At 43.7% G+C, this 18,109-nt stretch carries 17 protein-coding genes; 2 read left to right on the top strand and 15 right to left on the bottom strand.

Going from position 1 to position 18,109, the window contains the following annotated elements:
* The first annotated feature begins 4 nt into the window (after positions 1–4).
* On the top strand, positions 5–847 hold the full coding sequence (locus MWL85_RS05330) for a fumarate hydratase (RefSeq protein WP_244401744.1): 843 nt from the start codon (positions 5–7) through the stop codon (positions 845–847).
* A 26-nt stretch (positions 848–873) separates the two neighbouring features.
* Positions 874–1,431, top strand: coding sequence for a Fe-S-containing hydro-lyase (locus MWL85_RS05335; RefSeq protein WP_018029173.1), 558 nt, complete (start codon positions 874–876; stop codon positions 1,429–1,431).
* Between the two features lie 65 nt (positions 1,432–1,496).
* On the opposite strand, the gene MWL85_RS05340 is transcribed toward MWL85_RS05335, so the two are convergent.
* From MWL85_RS05340 to MWL85_RS05410, 15 genes are all read right to left on the bottom strand, one after another.
* Positions 1,497–3,200 (bottom strand): sensor histidine kinase, encoded by a 1,704-nt coding sequence (locus tag MWL85_RS05340; RefSeq protein ID WP_244401745.1) that lies wholly within the window; start codon positions 3,198–3,200, stop codon positions 1,497–1,499.
* 12 nt (positions 3,201–3,212) lie between these two features.
* A complete protein-coding gene (locus MWL85_RS05345) occupies positions 3,213–3,914 on the bottom strand; it encodes a two-component system response regulator PhoB (RefSeq protein ID WP_244401746.1) in 702 nt (233 codons plus the stop codon).
* The gene (locus MWL85_RS05350; protein WP_018027979.1) at positions 3,898–4,602 is read right to left on the bottom strand and encodes a phosphate signaling complex PhoU family protein; all 705 of its coding nucleotides are present in this window, start codon (positions 4,600–4,602) and stop codon (positions 3,898–3,900) included. Before MWL85_RS05350 ends, MWL85_RS05345 begins: the two co-directional genes overlap by 17 nt.
* Positions 4,603–4,616: 14 nt before the next feature.
* Positions 4,617–5,456: a phosphate ABC transporter ATP-binding protein PstB gene (gene pstB / locus MWL85_RS05355; RefSeq protein WP_244401747.1), complete on the bottom strand. Its 840-nt coding sequence runs from the start codon at positions 5,454–5,456 to the stop codon at positions 4,617–4,619.
* A 7-nt stretch (positions 5,457–5,463) separates the two neighbouring features.
* The gene (pstA, locus tag MWL85_RS05360) at positions 5,464–6,306 is read right to left on the bottom strand and encodes a phosphate ABC transporter permease PstA (RefSeq protein WP_244401748.1); all 843 of its coding nucleotides are present in this window, start codon (positions 6,304–6,306) and stop codon (positions 5,464–5,466) included.
* 14 nt (positions 6,307–6,320) lie between these two features.
* Positions 6,321–7,172, bottom strand: a complete 852-nt coding sequence (pstC, locus tag MWL85_RS05365) for a phosphate ABC transporter permease subunit PstC (RefSeq protein WP_244401749.1) — start codon at positions 7,170–7,172, stop codon at positions 6,321–6,323.
* A 61-nt stretch (positions 7,173–7,233) separates the two neighbouring features.
* Positions 7,234–8,301, bottom strand: a complete 1,068-nt coding sequence (pstS, locus tag MWL85_RS05370; protein ID WP_244401750.1) for a phosphate ABC transporter substrate-binding protein PstS — start codon at positions 8,299–8,301, stop codon at positions 7,234–7,236.
* A gap of 215 nt (positions 8,302–8,516) precedes the next feature.
* Positions 8,517–9,992, bottom strand: a complete 1,476-nt coding sequence (cls, locus tag MWL85_RS05375; protein WP_244401751.1) for a cardiolipin synthase — start codon at positions 9,990–9,992, stop codon at positions 8,517–8,519.
* A 245-nt stretch (positions 9,993–10,237) separates the two neighbouring features.
* Positions 10,238–10,687, bottom strand: a complete 450-nt coding sequence (locus MWL85_RS05380) for an ATP synthase subunit C-like protein (RefSeq protein WP_021903543.1) — start codon at positions 10,685–10,687, stop codon at positions 10,238–10,240.
* A 57-nt stretch (positions 10,688–10,744) separates the two neighbouring features.
* Entirely contained in the window at positions 10,745–12,604 is a 1,860-nt protein-coding gene (locus MWL85_RS05385) for a V-type ATP synthase subunit I (protein ID WP_244401752.1), read from the bottom strand.
* The gene (locus MWL85_RS05390; protein WP_018027987.1) at positions 12,601–13,218 is read right to left on the bottom strand and encodes a V-type ATP synthase subunit D; all 618 of its coding nucleotides are present in this window, start codon (positions 13,216–13,218) and stop codon (positions 12,601–12,603) included. The genes MWL85_RS05385 and MWL85_RS05390 overlap by 4 nt, the downstream gene beginning before the upstream one ends.
* A gap of 22 nt (positions 13,219–13,240) precedes the next feature.
* Positions 13,241–14,569 (bottom strand): V-type ATP synthase subunit B, encoded by a 1,329-nt coding sequence (locus MWL85_RS05395; RefSeq protein ID WP_018027988.1) that lies wholly within the window; start codon positions 14,567–14,569, stop codon positions 13,241–13,243.
* A gap of 26 nt (positions 14,570–14,595) precedes the next feature.
* Positions 14,596–16,362, bottom strand: a complete 1,767-nt coding sequence (locus MWL85_RS05400) for a V-type ATP synthase subunit A (protein WP_018027989.1) — start codon at positions 16,360–16,362, stop codon at positions 14,596–14,598.
* Positions 16,363–16,386: 24 nt separating this feature from the next.
* Positions 16,387–17,355: a DUF2764 family protein gene (locus MWL85_RS05405; RefSeq protein WP_244401753.1), complete on the bottom strand. Its 969-nt coding sequence runs from the start codon at positions 17,353–17,355 to the stop codon at positions 16,387–16,389.
* 22 nt (positions 17,356–17,377) lie between these two features.
* Positions 17,378–17,992, bottom strand: a complete 615-nt coding sequence (locus MWL85_RS05410) for a hypothetical protein (RefSeq protein ID WP_070707256.1) — start codon at positions 17,990–17,992, stop codon at positions 17,378–17,380.
* Positions 17,993–18,109: the final 117 nt, after the last annotated feature.

Consider the following 18,109-nt stretch of genomic DNA (forward strand, 5'->3'; position numbering starts at 1 on the left):
AGATATGAGAGAAATCAATGTAAAGCAGATTTCAGAGCTTGTCAGTAAGCTATGTATTGAAGCCTGCTACTTTATGACTCCAGACATTCACCAAAAGATTACGGAGTCCAAACTAATAGAAAAATCTCCCCTGGGACAAGAAATATTGGGAACCCTCCTCGAAAATAGCCACATTGCCCGCACCCAAGAGAAACCTCTTTGTCAAGATACCGGTATGACGGTTGTCTTTGTTAACCTTGGGCAAGATGTACACGTGATTGGTGGATCTATTGAAGATGCAATCAATGAGGGGGTTAGAGAGGGTTACGAAAAGGGCTATCTACGGAAGTCAGTAGTCAATGATCCTATTCTTCGGGAGAATACCAAAGACAATACTCCTGCTGTAATACACTATAACATCGTACCTGGTGATAAAATTGAAATAGAAGTGTCTCCCAAGGGCTTTGGTAGTGAGAATAAGAGCCAACTCAAGATGCTTACACCAAGTCAAGGTGTTGAGGGTGTAAAGGACTATGTAGTTCAGGTTGTATCAGAGGCCGGTGCCAATCCTTGTCCTCCCATTATTGTTGGTGTAGGTATTGGCGGTACGATGGAGCGTTGTGCCTATTATGCCAAGCATGCTTTACTTCGTCCTGTAGGTCAACACAGTAACAAGCCACACATCAAAGCCATCGAAGAGGAGCTTCTGGAGCGTATCAACAAACTAGGAATTGGCCCTGCTGGATTTGGTGGTACCACTACCGCACTTGCTGTAAATGTTGAGGTAGGTGCCACACATATTGCGGGACTACCAGTTGCTGTGAATATTGGCTGCCATGCTACACGACATGCCCATGGCGTATTGTAAGAGACACAAACTTATAAGCTACTAAAATGAGTACAGATAAACGCATTATAACCCCTCCCCTGACTGACGATGTTATTAAGACACTGCATGCAGGCGATATGGTCTATATTTCTGGCACTATCTATACCGCCAGAGATGCAGCCCATCTAAGACTGGTAGAGATGCTTAAGGAGGGTAAGCCTATGCCCTTTGACTTCAAAGGGCAAATCGTCTATTATGCTGGACCTGCTCCTGCAAAGCCTGGAGAGCCAATTGGATCGGTAGGACCTACCACTGCTGGTAGAATGGATGCCTACTCCCCTACCCTTATGAAGCAAGGTCTTAAGGCTATGATAGGCAAAGGTCTTCGTAGCCAAGAGGTGATTGATACTCTTAAGTCTGAAACCGGAGTTTATTTTGCTGCCATAGGTGGTGCAGCTGCTTTGATGGGACAAAGAGTAAAGAAAGCTGAAGTGATTGCATTTGATGACCTAGGCCCAGAAGCAATACGTCGCTTAGAAGTTGAAGAACTTCCTGTAATCGTAGCTATTGACTGCCAAGGCAATAATGCCTACGAGAAAGGGAGAAGTCAATTTGCCGAATAAGGGGCAGACTAATCAAATAAAAAAAAGAGAGAGGACCCATAAAAGGTCCTCTCTCTTTTTGCATCCTATTTATGGAGATTGAATAAGATCTCCAGTCCTCCCGATGAGTGAATGCGAGCCTCTACTTCACCGCCATGTAGTAGGATAGAATTTTTTACGATACTCAATCCTAGGCCAGTACCTCCACTTTCTCGAGTTCGTCCCTCATCCACACGATAGAATCGCTCAAAGATGCGGCTAAGTTGCTTTTCATCTACTCCCTTACCAGTATCATAGTAGCTAAAGAAGAGATGATTTTCATCTTGATGATAGCAATTAATCACCATTTCAATCCCCTCTCCGGCATATCTCAAGGAGTTCTCCACCAAGTTTTGGAATATTGAATAGAGGAGTGATTCATTTCCCTTTACCTGAAGTTCCTCAGGCAGATTGTTTTGCAATTTATCACCTTTCTCATTGATCTTAGTGAGGAAAGCAACTCTTACCTCCTCCACAATCTGGTGAAGCGAAACTGTACTGAATTCAAATGCCCTAGTAGGCTCATCTAGCTTAGTCAGCAATCCGATATCCTTCATCAAATCACTAAGTCTAAGAGTTTGGTCATACGCCTTTTCAATAAAGTGCTTTTGCTTATCTTCGGGAAGCTCCATAAAGTTAAGTGTCTCAAGGTATCCTCGTATAGAGGTTAATGGCGTACGTATCTCATGCATAATATTACTGGTCATCTCCTGCTTCAGCTGCCGATTCTTTTCCTGTTCAGTAATATCCTCAATAGTAATTTCAAAACTACCATACTCCGATTTAAGAGCCTTCACCTCGTAAGTCTTCCCCCCTTTAGGGATCAGAATTGATATGTGCTGCTCCTCAGACTTATCCTCAATAAAATGCTTTATCGGTAGCATCAAAGGGTCTTCGATCAGTTCGCCTGCATCAGTAATAGGGTTACTAGCCAGCAAATTGGCATATTGAATAAAGTGAGCATTGGCATATTCTACACTGTGCACCATATTAAAGAGAGCGATCCCGATATGCGAGAGCTTAAAGTGTTGAATGAGTCTTTCTTTAGCATTTTCAATCTTATGCCTTGCATCCTCTTTTTGTCTTAGTATCCTCAAGAGTTGCTCCGACACATCGTCCAACTCAGTCTCCCCCACATCTATATCTTGCTCATAATCGCCATCAGCTATCTGCTTAGTCAGCTTATTGAGCTGCATGAGCATCCGATCATATCGCTTTGTAAGTAGATATACAAAGAGGGCCATCAACAAAAAGAAAGTGATAGAGACATAGATGAATACTCGGCTCGACTTGAGTTTTTGTTGCAGCTCTAAATCATAAGGAAGCGCTGTGCGGACATAGTGATCGTCATAATAAGTGGCATAGTACAAAAAATCTCTATCCATTGTAGCAGACTTTCGCTTAGTTACACCATGCTTATTAAAGCGCGCTTCTCTTAGCTCTGGTCGTTTATCATGATTTTCCATCCCCGATACATTGCCAGCTTCATTATCCATAAGGACTTTCCCGTCATTGGCAATAATAGTGATCCTTAACTCATCTGGAAGGTCCGATACGAGTGAGTCTAGGTGACCAAGGTCAAAGGATTTACTGATCAACTCATTATAGCTATCCAACTTTGAGGTAAGTAGATTAAGTCTATACTGTGCCTCACTCCGCTGCTGTACTACCACCAAAGAAGTAGCGAAAAGAGCAGTGACTAAGATAATCCACCCAAATAATCGCCGTGTAAATTTAGTTTGTAACTTCATAATTATAGGTCATTAATTTGCACTAAAGGTATAGCCAAAGCCTACTCTATTCACAATACATCCCGCATATTCTCCGAGCTTCTTGCGTAATCTGGCAATATGTACATCCACGGTACGCTCTAGTACAAGGCTATTATCTGGCCATACACTATCCAAGATTTCAGCTCTTGAAAAGATCCTCCCTTCACTTGTCACGAGCAACTTGAGGATATCATATTCCGTTTTTGTCACCTCAATGACACCTTCAGGCGTAGAGACTTCCATTGCATTCAAATCAATAGTAATTGCCCCTTTATGCAAAATGCCGTGGTTCTTTTCACTTGAATTATCTTGCCGGTGGCTATAGGTTCTGCTAAGAACGCTATGTACTCTAGCAATCAACTCCTTAATTGAAAAAGGCTTTTTGATATAATCATCTCCCCCTATCGAAAAGCCTGTCAGCATATCATTTTCAGTATCCTTGGCAGTAAGAAATATGATTGGGATCTCATTTCCCTGCTTGCGAATATAGTCAGCCATCTTAAAGCCCGACATTCCCCCCATCATCACATCTAGGATAATCAAGCAAAAGGTTTCGTCTAGCATCTCCATAGCCACCTCTGCCGAAGAAGCGGTGACCACCTCATACCCCTCATATTCTAGATTAAATTGTAGAATATCGGTAATATCCACCTCGTCATCAACGACAAGAATTTTCTTAGCTTTCTCCATCATTAACATGTCTTATATCGCTTCCTTTTACTAGATATATGGTAGACTCTGCTATATTTGTGGCACTATCTCCGCATCGCTCCAAATTATGCCCCACTCCCTCTAGATTAAGCAACACCTGCACATCGTTTTCTTGAAGTTCGACGTGAGAAAAAAGCTTACATAGCAGTGCTCTCAAGCTATGGTACATCTCATCCATTACTTCATCACTACCAATCACCTCCACAGCAGTTTCATACGATTCATTTGTAAAAGACATCACTGCATTTCGCACCATTTGAGTGACATGATCCGTCATCTGAATAATCAAACCTCTCACCTCATAAAGGCGAGTATCACTCATCGGCAATTCTCTCACAAATCTAATGATATTAAGTGTCATATCCCCAATTCGTTCAAGGTTCGTAGTCAGATCCTGATAAGCAATGATCCGTCTGAGGTCCTCAGCTACAGGCGAAAACTTGAATATCGAAAAGGCTACCTCCTCCCTAATTTTCACCTCCAGGCGATCAATAATGATTTCATTAGATAGAGCCTCTTCATAAAGTGCCTGAGTTTTCGGTTCATCAAATAGCTGCTTCAAGATAGTCAGCTGCAGTATTGTGTTTTTTGAGATCAGCTCAAATTGATTACGTAGGATCTGCAGCTGCAACTCCTTAATTCTATTAGAATAAAGATTATTCATCATCATAAATGGCAATGATATTAACTAAATACACCTGTGAGATACGCCTCCGTCTCCTTGTGCTTCGGATTCGTAAACATTTGGTCCGTATCACCATACTCAATTAGCTCCCCTAAATACATAAATACCGACTTATCCGACAGTCTAGCAGCCTGACTCATATTGTGCGTCACAATGACAATCGTATACTGCTCCTTAAGTTCCATAATCAGCTCCTCAACTCTATTAGTAGAGATTGGATCCAAAGCAGATGTCGGCTCATCCATTAAGAGCACTTCAGGCCTTAGAGCAAGAGCTCTAGCGATACAGAGTCTCTGCTGCTGCCCTCCAGAAAGAAAAGAGCCACGCTTCTTCATAGCGTCCTTCACCTCATCCCAAAGAGCTACACTCTCCAGGCTTGTCTGTACGATCTCCTCCTTCTCCTCTTTAGAGAGCTTGATCCCATTCAGCTTATATCCAGCCAATACATTATCCTCAATAGACATCGTTGGGAATGGATTGGGGCGCTGAAATACCATACCAGCTCTACGGCGTGCAATCATCGGATCCATAGCAAGCATATCTTCACCCTCAATAAGGATTTCACCCTCCACCTTAATATCGGGATACAGATCATGCATTCTATTAATAGCCCGTAGCAAGGTACTCTTTCCACAGCCACTTGGTCCCATTATAGCAGTTACGAGGTTTTTGTAAATCGTCAAGTTGACACTCTTAATCGCTTTTTTCTCTGGACTATATGATACTGATAGGTCCTTTACTTCTATGATTGGGGACAGCTCTTTACCTGTGGCACCATCTCTTGAAAGCACCTCAGGGGAGACCGGTCTATTGGTTACTTTTATTTCATTCATATTCATCAAAAACTTATATCCTCCACTTGGCAGCCACAGACTTCGCGAGAAGGTTCATTCCTAAGATCAAAAGCAATAGCAAGAGCGACGACGACCAAACTAAGTCAGCCAAAATAGGGTTACTGTAAAACTCCCAAATAAGTAAGCTTATTGCACTCATCGGACGAGTTAAATCAAAGTGGACATAGGTGGCACCAAGAGCGGTCACCATCAGAGGAGCTGTCTCGCCCATTACACGAGATATTGCCAAAAGGATCCCAGTAAAAATACTGCCAAACGCACTAGGGACCACAACGGTAAACATGACCTTCGTATAAGAGCCACCCAAAGCCAGACCCGCCTCTTTTAATGTTCCTGGCACCATCCTCAACCCCTCCTCTGTACTACGAATAATCATCGGGATCATCATAAAGCCTAAGGCGACCCCTCCAGCCACAGCACTATAAGTATGCATGGTTTTAACCACTAGCATATAAACCACAATTCCCCAAACGATACTCGGCACACCTTGTAAAATATCGGTCAGAGTACGAACTACATTGGTAAGCTTAGCATCCTGCTTTTCGGATAAAAAGATACCTGTAAAAAGGCCTAAAGGAATGGAAAGGACTGTCGCAATCAAAAGCATCATAAAGGTCCCTGTAATACCATTCAAAATGCCTGAAGGAGTAGACTGAGTAAATAGGTCAATATTGAAATGGCTCCAACCCTTCACCACCAAGTCAATCAATATAGAGAGAAGCGGAATAGCAGTGAGTAGACTAAAGACAATCACTACTACATAAGCTGTTCGGCTAAGTGCCTGTCGCCGCTTTGGACTTCCTGTTCGCTTTGAAATGACGTCAATGCTTTTCATTTATGGATCCCTTGCTATTTTCTATTAATACGATTCACGATTCCCTTTGCGATGAGGTTAATCAGCGCTGTAATCAAAAAGAGCAGAAAACCGATGGCAAAGAGAGCACTCAGCTTTACTCCCGACGCTTCTCCAAATTGATTGGCGATTACACTAGCCATCGTATCACCTGTATCCCTAAGACTTAGCGGTACTCCACTCGTGTTACCGATCAACATGGTGACCGCCATAGTCTCGCCTAAGGCACGCCCAAAAGCTAAAATGTAAGCAGCGAATATACCACTACCCGCTACAGGCACACTAATGTTTCTAATAACCTCAAGCCTAGTGGCCCCCAAGCTATAAGCTCCTTCCTTCAAATCCCTAGGAATCATACCAATAAATTCGGCACTTAGAGAAGAGGCATAAGGGATGATCATGATAGCTAATACAATTGAGGCGAGAAGAACACCAAACCCTTGTGCATTGACATTCAGCATGATAAGAATTGGGCGAACAGTATAAAAGCCCCATAGTCCATACACAATTGAGGGAATACCAGCAAGCAAATCTACTATTGCACTCACTACGGTAGCCACCTTTTTACCCCTAAAGTATTCACCTGTAAATAGTGCCACACTAAGAGAGAAAGGGATGCAGAATAATAGCGCTAGCAATGAAGTAAGCAATGTGCCAGTAATAAAAGGAAGGGCTCCAAACGACTGTGATCGATCCGACCATTCAGTAGAGGTCATAAAATCAATCAGACCAAACTCCTTAATAGCAGGCAAGCTCTCAGAGGTAAGTGCATAGAGGATCCCTCCTGCAATGAGTATCACCCCTACTCCAGATACTAGTAGCAGAAGATCAAATAGCTTATCTCTCATATTAGCCATTAATGCCAAGTGGTCAGTAATTAGAAAAGACTAATACACTGACCACTTTATTTTACTGCTTTATAGTAATATCCTTTACCAATTGACCATCGTAAGTCATGCTATTAATTACATTGATAGCATTCATACGAGCCACTTCAGGCAGAGGAGAGAAGTAGTTTTTTCTAGCACTTGCTGCACCATTATCCCCTACAATGTAGAGCAAGAAATTTTGAAGTGCTTTAGCCTGCTCAATAGTTCTATTATTGTAAGCTTGCTCTTTATAAACTATAATCCAGGTAAATGTGCTGATCGGGTATGCACCTACTTGTGGAGAATTGGAGATGACCATACGCGTATCAGCGGGCATATCAGTGGTATTAGCACTAATAGAAATCGTCTCCATATTGGCCTCCACATATTCACCTCGCGAATTAAGCATCTTGGCAGAAGGGATATCTTGTGCCAATGCATACTCAGACCCTAGATAACCAATAGCACCCACAGTTTGAGAAATCACCCCTGCTACCCCAGGATTACCCTTTGCAGCAATACCTTTACTAAAGTCCACCGATTTTCCCGCCCCGATAGTGGTTCGCCAAGTCTCATCTACTTCGCTCATAAATCCAGTGAATACAGCAGTCGTGCCACTACCTTCACTACGATACACAGGGGTAATAGCTTGGTCGGGCAAGTTAATGCCAGGATTTATTGATGCAATCAGAGGATCATTCCAATTGGTCACTTCACCAGTGTATATTTTAGTCACCAATTCAGGAGTCATATTAAGTTGATCAACTTGTGGTAGATTATACCCCATCACCACCCCACCAATACAAGTAGGGATATGCAGTATCTCAGGCATAGCACCCATCTCCTTATCACTCAGAAATACATCGGTCCCGCCAAAGTCTACAGTCAAGTCCTGCAGATTTCGGATACCTGCACCACTACCAGTAGCACCATAGCTTACACGTATGCCATACTCATCACCAAATTGCTTAGTGATGTCTTTATAAAAAAACTCAGGGAATGTGGCGCCTGCTCCACTCAGTGATACCTCTTTATTGCCACACGAACTTGCTAGTAACATCACAAGTATTAGGAGTACACTAGTCTCTACACATCTCTTTAGCTTCATACCATTTTTCTAAAAACAATTGTTATACAAGGGCGAGTGGACTAACTGCCTAACCCTACCACCTATTTCACCGCAAAGGTAGCATATAGTAATTGCAGAGAAATTACGAGCGTGTTACATTCTTGTTACGACAATAGGAGAGAAGAGAATATTGCACGAATTGGCATTCTCACATAGATAAACTGACGATAAAAAAGAATGCTCTCACTAAGAGATTAAAGCAGAGGAGAAAACAGTCTAAATATCGACTGCAAAAATCTTAAACCTATCTTGCGCTTCCTCCACTGATACGAATCAATAGGTACGCAATGAGTTTCAAGATTGCTTTTAATCGATTGCTCCAGCAATTGGGTAAATTGCTCATTATAGATAATAGATGTCAGCTCAAAGTTGAACTCCATGCTTCTAAAGTCCATATTAGCAGAACCAATATAAGAAATCCTACCATCCACTGTCATCAGCTTAGAGTGGTTGAACTCCCCATTGAAACGATGAATCTTCACCCCCGCTTCTAGTAGATTAGCATAATAAGATTGTGAGGCATACTTCACTAGCAGAGCATCACTATTCCAAGGTAGCACCAAGTGCACCTCCACCCCACTCAGTGCAGCACCGATCAACGCTTTATTAAGGCTATCAGTAGGCAAAAAGTAAGGGGTTTCAATATATATGTGCTTCTTAGCCTCATAGATACTTCTACTCCATGCTTGCAAGAGCGTTCTAAACTTATTGGTCGGGCCACTCGAAAAAGTCTGCATCCCCACATTGCGGACTTTAATCGCCGACTGATACGCTACAGAAAGATTAACACTCGGGATCTGAAACTCTTCAGTAGGATTAAGGTAGTAATCTCTACTAAGAGCGATCTTACTTGCAAATCTCCAATCACTCATAAAGGCCGATGCCAGACCATTCACAGCCATACCAGTTACTCTAAAATGAGTATCCAGCCAACGCCCTTTCTTATTACCTATCGTGTAGTGATCCGCAATATTCATCCCCCCTATATACCCTATATTACCATCAATCACGACTACCTTACGGTGATTACGGTAGTTGATGTCGCTACGAAGAGAAGGCATCACAACCTTCAGAAACTGCCGAAACTCAATCCCAGCATCCGTCATCCGCCTATAGAATGACCTTCTAGCCCTAAAACTTCCCACGTAATCACACATCACACGCACCTTTACCCCCGCCCTAGCCTTTTCAATTAATGCATCAGCCACACGTGTGCCAGTGTGATCATCAAGAAAGATATAGTACTCCACGTGAATAAATCGGCGGGCATTTCGAATATCCTCAAGTAGCGAATCCACCTTATCCACCCCACTTCTAAAGATCGCCACCTCATCCGCTCTCAAAATTCGAGCACTAGTTTCATACTCCACCATGTCCCTAAGGAGTCGATACTCACTTTGCTCAGCGGGTAGCTCTTCAGAGATATTAGATGAGGTAGGAGTACTACTTAGATCAAAGCTATCATACGCATGCTTTTGGATTTTCTTTAGATGCCACTGCTCACGACCAAAGAGTAGATACAAAACCACCCCAAGTCCTGGCAATAAGGTCAAGACCAGCACCCAGCTGAGCGCTTTATGAGGGTTGCGATTCTCTAATAGAATGACACAAATCAATCCTATAATGATAAGGACCAGTATTCCACTAAATATGTAGCCCCATGAAATCATAATACCAGCTCTCGATTTTAGTTATGTATTAGTTTTTCTAAAGGTACCAATATTTTATGATGTAAAAAACTATACAAAGGCCTTCCATTTTCAACTCAATATATGAACTCTCTACAATAGATACTCTTTAATAGATGAACAAAGAAGATTTACAATGAAGGGGGGGGGGAGAGCGTGGGAAAAACAAGATCCCTCACTTGTCAAAAGGCAAGTGAGGGGTCTATAATTATTGTGATACTCTAAGATTAGATTGTACCTAGAACCAATATGCTCACCAAGAGTGATAGGATGGAGTATAGCTCAGGGAACACAGCCATCACCATAGTTGCGGCGAATACATCGTGACCATCAGCTGTTGCTGCGATACCATTGGCAAGGATACGTCCCTGTCTATTGGCAGAAGCGACTCCTACAATACCAAGAAGCAGTCCAAGGATGAGTATTCCAATTGCGGTTTGGAACGTCATCTCAGGAGTAATCTTGCTAACTGCAAAGAAGTAGCCGATAAATCCATAAAGGCCCTGAGATGAGGGAAGAGCAGAAAGACCGATATACTTACCCATTTGGGTAGGGTCTTTGCGCATTGCTCCGATCACCGCTTGACCTGTGTAAAAAAGTCCGTACGCACTACCAATACCGCTGACACCTACCATCATAAAGATGCCGAGGTATGCTAAGATTAAGTTTAATTCCATAAGAAGTTGTTTGTCTTAGTTGTATATAAATTCTTTTGTTGTTTCTCAATTATCCACTTACTCTTCGTTTGACTTGATCTCTCGAAGAGGATTGTAAGCTTTTCCGCCTCCTTCGTATTGGGAGTTATTAAAATACTCCACAAATATCAATCGTATAGGGTGTACCAGTGCTCCGATGGTGGTCAGTGCAAAATTGATGCCATGACCAATCAGGAGAATAACAGCTCCTATAGGTATTGCCAGGAATATTGGTAACCCAGCAGTGGCCATCCCAGCTAGTTGGTTAAATACGCCACCTAGCACAGCTCCCGTAAGTCCGATAGCAAATAGGCGGATATAGGAGAGGGTATCTCCCAATAGACCAGTTGCCGCATTGTACGTATCCCACAATCCAGCCCCAAAGTTGACGAATATGTTTTTGCCAGGGCTATTATAGAATAGGACAAGTAGAACACAGATCCCTACAAAGCCATACAGTACATACTCTAGCCACTGAGGTAGGGTAATATCGACCATAGGCAACCCAAAGAGCAACCCTGCAGCAATAATCAGCGTAGGCCATGCATACGAAGAGAGGGCTCGCTTAAATCCCACTTGCTTAGTACGCTTGAGTGCTCCGATATACTTAGCAAAGATAATCTGTATCACACCGAGTGCTAGTGAGATCACCATCATATTCTCGGACGAGATGAAGTACTCCTTAATCGAGGCGAGGAAAGGTACTTTGACCAGCTCAATGCCGAAGAAAGAGCCACTCAAAAATCCCATTACTAGTCCACCAATTCCTAGCCATTGAATCAGTTCTAGAAGCATCTTCTTGGACTCCTTAGCCTTACGCTTCAAGATGGTAGCCACAATAAAGGTGAGCAAACCATAGCCGGCATCTCCAAAGCAGATACCAAAAAAGATCATAAAGAATGGAGCAATATAGGGAGTTGGGTCGAGCTCTCCATAATTAGGCAGAGAAAACAACTCCACTATTGGCTCAAAAGCTTGAGCAAAGCGATTATTATGCAACTTGATTGGCACTTCGCTCTCATCACCTACCTCCAGTTCAGTAAAGGCAACGCCACTATCCTGAAGGTTTTGCTCCATCTCCTTAGCAATTCTCTCAGGCACCCACCCTTCAAGGATCACCAACTTATCGCCATAAAGCCGCTCTCCTTGAAGATTGGCATTGCTCATATTGTAAGTGTTAAGCAGCGTTGCCATCTCCTCGTCAAGGACCTCTGGATGATAAGCTAAATACTTTTGAGTATTCTCCAGCAACTGCTTCTTTTCGTGTAGCAATTCCTCATCATGCCTCAGATGGCTGAGACTCTTCTTTGGCAGCTTCTGAAGATCTGCACCCTCTAATGTAGGAGGTGCCTCTGTAGGAGAAACCGTAACGAAGTATATATATCGCCCTTGGTCAGCTATTTTAATAGCTTGATATGCTTCTTCCCACGCTGTGTCATAGCTATTTTGCTGAGCCACCCAAAAGTGGAGGTGATGACCTGACTCACGTAGCTTGGTAATGAGCTCAAGATCAAAGTCGCCCCAGACCTCTAACTCCTTTTGCTTTTGCTCAACTAACATCAACTGATCGGATATCTCCTGTAGCTTGTCAAGGGTCTCCTTATAGCTCTCAGTATAGAGGGTATATTCCTCTAGCACCTCCTTAGGGAGCTGGTCGTGAGCAATATCATCTCTCGTCTCCCCTTCTGCCAATGGATGACCATTGCGGAAGGTAGTGAGCCGTTGCTTGAGTTGCTTGATATCCTCCTGCTTCTGTAGATTTTGAGCAAAAGAGGCTATCTCCTTTGGATTGGTACGCTCCTTAATGTGTACCACTCCAAGTGCACGTAGTTGCTTCAGAAAAGATTGGTATTCTGGCTCGTAAACAAAGTAGGAATACCGCTTCATTGTTTCAATCATAGCTCTTCTCCTTTCCTTTCTTTAGCTTTTTCCTCTATATTGGCTCGCATTATCTTTTGTGACGCCTTAGAGAGTGACTCCTCATCCTCTAAGTAGCGCTTGATTTTGCGAATAGCATCTTGGTAGCCAGGTATCTGCACCTTCTCAAAGAGATTAACCTTTTGAGTGGTCTTCCTACGAGCATGATCCAGCAAGTCTAGCTTGATGCGTCCGACCTCTGCTTCTATCCCAATAGTCGCCATGGATTTAATGAGCTGTGTCCCCTCCATAAACCACGATGGAGTAGTCAACAGACTAAATGGGTGCACTTCAAAGTCAATCTCTCCAAGCTCTGGTATCTGCACGCCCGCAAATCGCTTGATATGGATCTCCACATCATTCACTTGGACTATAGAGGGATCGAACTCATTCCAAAGGGCTACCATACTATCAAAGCTCTGCATACTCTCTTCTAGTTTCCGCTCCATCGCTTCCACATGGTCTTTGGTTCGCTTCACCTCCATTCGGAGGGCACTCTCCTTACTCTTAATCGTAGGGAGAGCTCTTTCACGAACCTTGAGCTGTTTGCGTTGCTCCTGTAGTGAGGTCTTATTGTATTGAAATTTTATAGCCATTATCTCTATCTCCTAAGAGCTCTTATTGAGCACTATTAGGCCAATACTTATCTACAAATTCTTGGCGGATATTCACCTCGGCAGGTGTAAAGTGCTCTGCAAAGAGTGACCAAGCAGTATCAAGCATCTCAGTAGTATCAATATTGACATCGATAGAAAGCAAGTTCCTTGAGTACTCTCGAGCAAAGGCTAGAGCCCGCTGGTCATAATCGGTAAGGTCAAATCCATTCTCCTGCTTTGTCTGTGCATTGGCCGCATCAGCATATAGTCGCACAGAGGCATTCATCACTTGTGGATGATCCTCTCTTGTCTTTTTTCCAATCACCAATTGCTTAAGTCGCGACAAGCTTCTGAATGGGTCCACAATCACCTTACCTACATCGCTATCATGTCTTAGATAGAGCTGACCCTCAGTGATATATCCAGTGTTATCTGGCACAGCATGGGTAATATCTCCACCTGATAGAGTAGTGACAGCAATAATAGTGATAGAACCACCGTCGGGGAATTGCACCGCTTTCTCGTAGATCTTAGCAAGGTCAGAATATAGAGAGCCTGGCATAGAGTCCTTGGATGGGATCTGGTCCATCTTATTAGAGACGATTGCCAAGGCATCGGCGTAGTTACTCATATCAGTAAGAAGCACCAATACTTTTTCTTTTTTCTCTACTGCAAAGTACTCAGCAGCAGTCAGAGCCATATCAGGGATCAATAGTCGCTCAACTGATGGATCCTCAGTGGTATTGACGAAACTCACGATACGGTCAAGGGCACCAGCATTTTGGAATGTATTACGGAAGTAGAGGTAGTCATCATTGGTCAGACCCATACCTCCGAGGATGATCTTATCAGACTCCGCACGCATCGCCACAGTAGCCATTACTTGGTTGTAAGGCTGGTCGGGGTCGGCAAAGAATGGAATCTTTTGACCCGTCACAAGGGAGTTGTTGAGGTCGATACCTGAAATACCAGTAGCGATTAACTCCGAAGGTTGCTCACGTCTAACAGGGTTGACAGATGGGCCACCAATCTCTACTTCACGCCCCTCCACCTCTGGTCCACCATCAATAGGTTCGCCATAGGCATTGAAGAAACGCCCAGCAAGCTGCTCGCTTACTTTTAGAGCAGGAGCGTGACCTAGAAATATCACCTCAGCATTGGTAGGGATATCTTCTGTTCCTCTAAATATCTGAAGGGTTACCTCATCACCATATATTCGTACCACCTGAGCTAGCTTGCCATTAACAAGAGCCAACTCATCAAATCCGACATCCTTAGCATTGAGGGTACAGGTTGCTTTGGTGATTTTAGTCACCTTGGTATATATCTTCTGAAAAGCTGTTGTTGCCATACTTTTACTATCTCTTTCAAAAAGTTTTACTCTGCTCCCTCTTCACTTTGGTTGGCTACCAATTGGTTCGCCTCCGCCAAGTACTTCTCAAATTGCTCACTCTTATACTCAGAGTAGTTCATCTGCTTCAGCAGGTTGATTAATCGCTTAAAGAAGTCAGAGACCTCTTCAAAGTTGTCAAAGGCAAAGTTCTTAGCACAGATGCCCATCACTAGCCTCATCATAAATCCCTGACGCTCAAGGGGAGTAATCTGGTCGATATCGTCGAATGCATCTTGCTGGTAGATGATAAAGTCAATCAACTCCGACTTCCAGAAGGTCTCGTGGTGGTCTAGTGGCACACCATCATCGCCCAAGATATTGATTTGCTCAGCCACTTCACGACCTCTCAGCATACGTCGTTTTGCCTCTTCTACAAGGTCCAGCCAACCCTCACCAGCACGCTTAGAGATATCCTCTCTAAACTCTGGATACTCTATGTACTTAGAGTAACTCTCAATAGGATTGACTGCAGGGTAACGCTTACGGTCGGCACGGTCCTGCTCAAGAGCATAGAAGCATCGAGCTACCTTTTGGGTATTCTCCGTCACAGGCTCCTTTAGGTTACCACCCGCAGGGGAAACAGTACCAATAAAGGTGATGGATCCGGTCTTGCCATTATTAAGGTAAACAAAGCCGGCACGTGCATAGAAGTTGGCGATGATAGCCGAAAGGTCCATAGGGAATCCATCAGGTCCCGGAAGCTCCTCTAGTCGATTGGACATCTCACGGAGTGCTTGTGCCCATCGTGAAGTAGAGTCAGCCATAAGAAGTACTTTCAGCCCCATGCTTCTATAATACTCTGCCATGGTCATAGCGGTGTATACTGAAGCCTCACGTGCGGCCACAGGCATATTGGAGGTATTGGCGACGATGATGGTACGCTCCATCAGCTTACGACCTGTATGAGGGTCCTCTAGCTCAGGGAACTCCTTAAATATCTCCACCACCTCATTGGCACGCTCACCACAGGCTGCCATAATCACGATATCTGCCTCGGCCTGTTTAGAGATTGCGTGCTGAAGCACCGTCTTTCCTGTACCAAAAGCACCGGGGATAAATCCTGTACCTCCCTCCACAATCGGATTCATGGTATCGATCACACGCACCCCAGTCTCGAGCAGCCTAAAAGGTCTTGGCTTCTCTTGATAGGCATTATTGGCTTTCTTTACTGGCCAACGCTGTACCATCGTCACATCATGGTCGTTGCCATCAGCATCCTGAAGTACAGCAATCACGTGATCTACATTGTACTCCCCTTCGGGGACAATGCTCTTAACGGTGTAGCTCCCTTCAAAAACGAAAGGCACCATAATTTTGTGGGGCTGGAAGTTCTCATCTACCTCCCCTAACCAACTAGCGGCTTCCACACTATCTCCCACTTTGGCAAGTGGCTTAAAAGCCCAAAGCTTCACCCGATCCAGAGGGTCGGTATACTGACCACGACTCAGGAAGACCCCTTCCATCTTATCGAGGTCATTTTGAAGACCATCATAATTCTTTGATAGCATACCTGGACCTAGCTGTACTTCCAACATATGTTGCTCGAAAGTAGCTATATCACCCACACGCATACCACGCGTGCTCTCAAATACTTGCACAATGGCATGATTTCCCTCCACCTTAATTACCTCTGCCATCAGGTCACGCCCTTTCACTGTCACGTAGCAGATCTCATTTTGTGCTACTGGGCCGTCTGCGAGGATGGTCACGAGGTTGGAGACCACTCCTATCACCTTGCCGGTTGTTTTCATTTGTATCTTGTGTTTATTTATCTATCAACTTTCGTGTGTGTGCTTTACATCTATTCTCTTCGCCTTAGCTACCTGCTTAAGTTCCCTTTTGAAGTCCTGCATCTCCTCTCTAAATTCACCATTAAGAGTGGCTACAATAGTCTTGAAGCGTTGCTCGCCTTGAACCTTATCAAGCTTCTCCCAACGCTCAAGTATCTGAAGCTTCAGTAGATAGGTGAGCATTGCATTGATTGAGAAAATGTCTGTAAAGGTTACCTCATCTAGCAGGTTCCACTTGTATTCATCAATTCTCTCCTCTCTGATAGCCAAGTCCTTCTCATCGGCGATCCTACGCATTGCATCAACCATCTCTCCCTCTGGTAAGTAGGCAATTTCATGCCAATTGCCCTCTCGTAAGAGCTGATGAAGCGGACGCGTACCAAGAATATATTGCTCCCTTTTTAGCTTGAATTGGTCAGCAGTTATTGCCGCAAATATGGCTGCGATATCATATTCCAAAGCAAACCACTTGCGTAAAAAACTATTGCCATGCTTCTGAATATAGTCGGCATATCCCATCAAAAGTAGATCGCTATAAAAATAGGACTGATTGACCCCCTCCATCTGCTCCTTAAGGTAGGTAGTAACGAAGTCAATCATATATTGGGGATAGACGCCTTTAGGTAGTCGAGGGTACTCAAGCTCTTGGTAAATGGTCACTGCATTACGCTCTGCCTCTAATCGCTTACTTATCGAGTCAATCAAAGTCCTCAATTTCTCCTCACCAAGTACATACAGTTTACGCTCCTCTTCAGTTGCGTAACTATCACGAAGGAGTTGCAAAAGGAGGGCGTTGTCTTCTCTTAAGAGAAGCAACTCCACCTGTCGGCGATCTCGCTTGGTTGCCTGCTTTAGGAGGATATCTACAAAGTCTTTACTAGTGAGGGCATGATTGCGATAGTCGCCCTTTTTGAGCATCGGAAGTTGAGCCCCTAGTGTATAGTATTCACTCATGGTCTGTCCTTCTTCAATCAGGTTATGCGTTCTTCTCTCCCCCAAATAAGATTTCACGCATACGTGGACGCATAAATTCTGTGAAGTACTTCGTAAATGCCTCTTTGCTTACATTTATCTTGTAGTCTGCCCCCTCTGGAGAGATATCAAAGTTAGCTGCCTTACCAGCCACCTCCTTAATCGTTACTCCATTATCAAGCACCTCTTTGGCCTTAGATCGGATATAGCTCTCCAATGCCTCTGCATCGCTAGTGGTGATCTCTACCCCCTTTGAGTTATCATTAAGGGTCTGCTTAGCCATTTCCAATACCACCTGGTATAGAGACTCAGGCTTAGCAAAAGTCTCATCAATGGCTGCTTTGACCGCCTTACTATTGACCAAGTCGGTAATCTTAAGGAGAAGAGACTCCTCTGCGCCATTAACCATATTCTTCACCTCAGTAACAGATTGTTTCCTGATTTGCTCTGCTTCTGCTGTGGCATTGGCTATAATGGCTTTGGCTTTTTCTTCCGCCTTCTCCACCACTGCTTTGCTCGAACGCTCAGCATTAGCTACGATTTGACCTGCTTCGGCATCAGCTTTAGCTACGCCATCCTTGTAAATCTTCTCGGCTAACTCTTGAATTTTATTGTCCATAAACTACTTATTATCTCTTCCGTCGCTATTATAGGTTATCAGAGCAAAGCTCTGTATTTTTTCAAAGCTACAAATAATATTATTCCCTACCAACGATAATTTGCTATAATAAGAAAA

This window comes from Porphyromonas somerae, from assembly GCF_022845615.1.
In the GTDB taxonomy this organism is placed as follows: domain Bacteria; phylum Bacteroidota; class Bacteroidia; order Bacteroidales; family Porphyromonadaceae; genus Porphyromonas_A; species Porphyromonas_A somerae.

Coding starts and splice junctions, on each gene's coding strand:
- pstC (WP_244401749.1), bottom strand. CDS start 7,172: ATGAGAGATAAGCTATTTGATCTTCTGCTACTAGTATCTGGAGTAGGG.
- MWL85_RS05405 (WP_244401753.1), bottom strand. CDS start 17,355: ATGAGTGAATACTATACACTAGGGGCTCAACTTCCGATGCTCAAAAAG.
- MWL85_RS05410 (WP_070707256.1), bottom strand. CDS start 17,992: ATGGACAATAAAATTCAAGAGTTAGCCGAGAAGATTTACAAGGATGGC.
- MWL85_RS05330 (WP_244401744.1), top strand. CDS start 5: ATGAGAGAAATCAATGTAAAGCAGATTTCAGAGCTTGTCAGTAAGCTA.
- MWL85_RS05345 (WP_244401746.1), bottom strand. CDS start 3,914: ATGATGGAGAAAGCTAAGAAAATTCTTGTCGTTGATGACGAGGTGGAT.
- MWL85_RS05390 (WP_018027987.1), bottom strand. CDS start 13,218: ATGGCTATAAAATTTCAATACAATAAGACCTCACTACAGGAGCAACGC.
- pstA (WP_244401748.1), bottom strand. CDS start 6,306: ATGAAAAGCATTGACGTCATTTCAAAGCGAACAGGAAGTCCAAAGCGG.
- MWL85_RS05335 (WP_018029173.1), top strand. CDS start 874: ATGAGTACAGATAAACGCATTATAACCCCTCCCCTGACTGACGATGTT.
- MWL85_RS05400 (WP_018027989.1), bottom strand. CDS start 16,362: ATGAAAACAACCGGCAAGGTGATAGGAGTGGTCTCCAACCTCGTGACC.
- MWL85_RS05350 (WP_018027979.1), bottom strand. CDS start 4,602: ATGATGATGAATAATCTTTATTCTAATAGAATTAAGGAGTTGCAGCTG.
- MWL85_RS05395 (WP_018027988.1), bottom strand. CDS start 14,569: ATGGCAACAACAGCTTTTCAGAAGATATATACCAAGGTGACTAAAATC.
- MWL85_RS05380 (WP_021903543.1), bottom strand. CDS start 10,687: ATGGAATTAAACTTAATCTTAGCATACCTCGGCATCTTTATGATGGTA.
- MWL85_RS05340 (WP_244401745.1), bottom strand. CDS start 3,200: ATGAAGTTACAAACTAAATTTACACGGCGATTATTTGGGTGGATTATC.
- pstB (WP_244401747.1), bottom strand. CDS start 5,456: ATGAATATGAATGAAATAAAAGTAACCAATAGACCGGTCTCCCCTGAG.
- cls (WP_244401751.1), bottom strand. CDS start 9,992: ATGATTTCATGGGGCTACATATTTAGTGGAATACTGGTCCTTATCATT.
- pstS (WP_244401750.1), bottom strand. CDS start 8,301: ATGAAGCTAAAGAGATGTGTAGAGACTAGTGTACTCCTAATACTTGTG.
- MWL85_RS05385 (WP_244401752.1), bottom strand. CDS start 12,604: ATGATTGAAACAATGAAGCGGTATTCCTACTTTGTTTACGAGCCAGAA.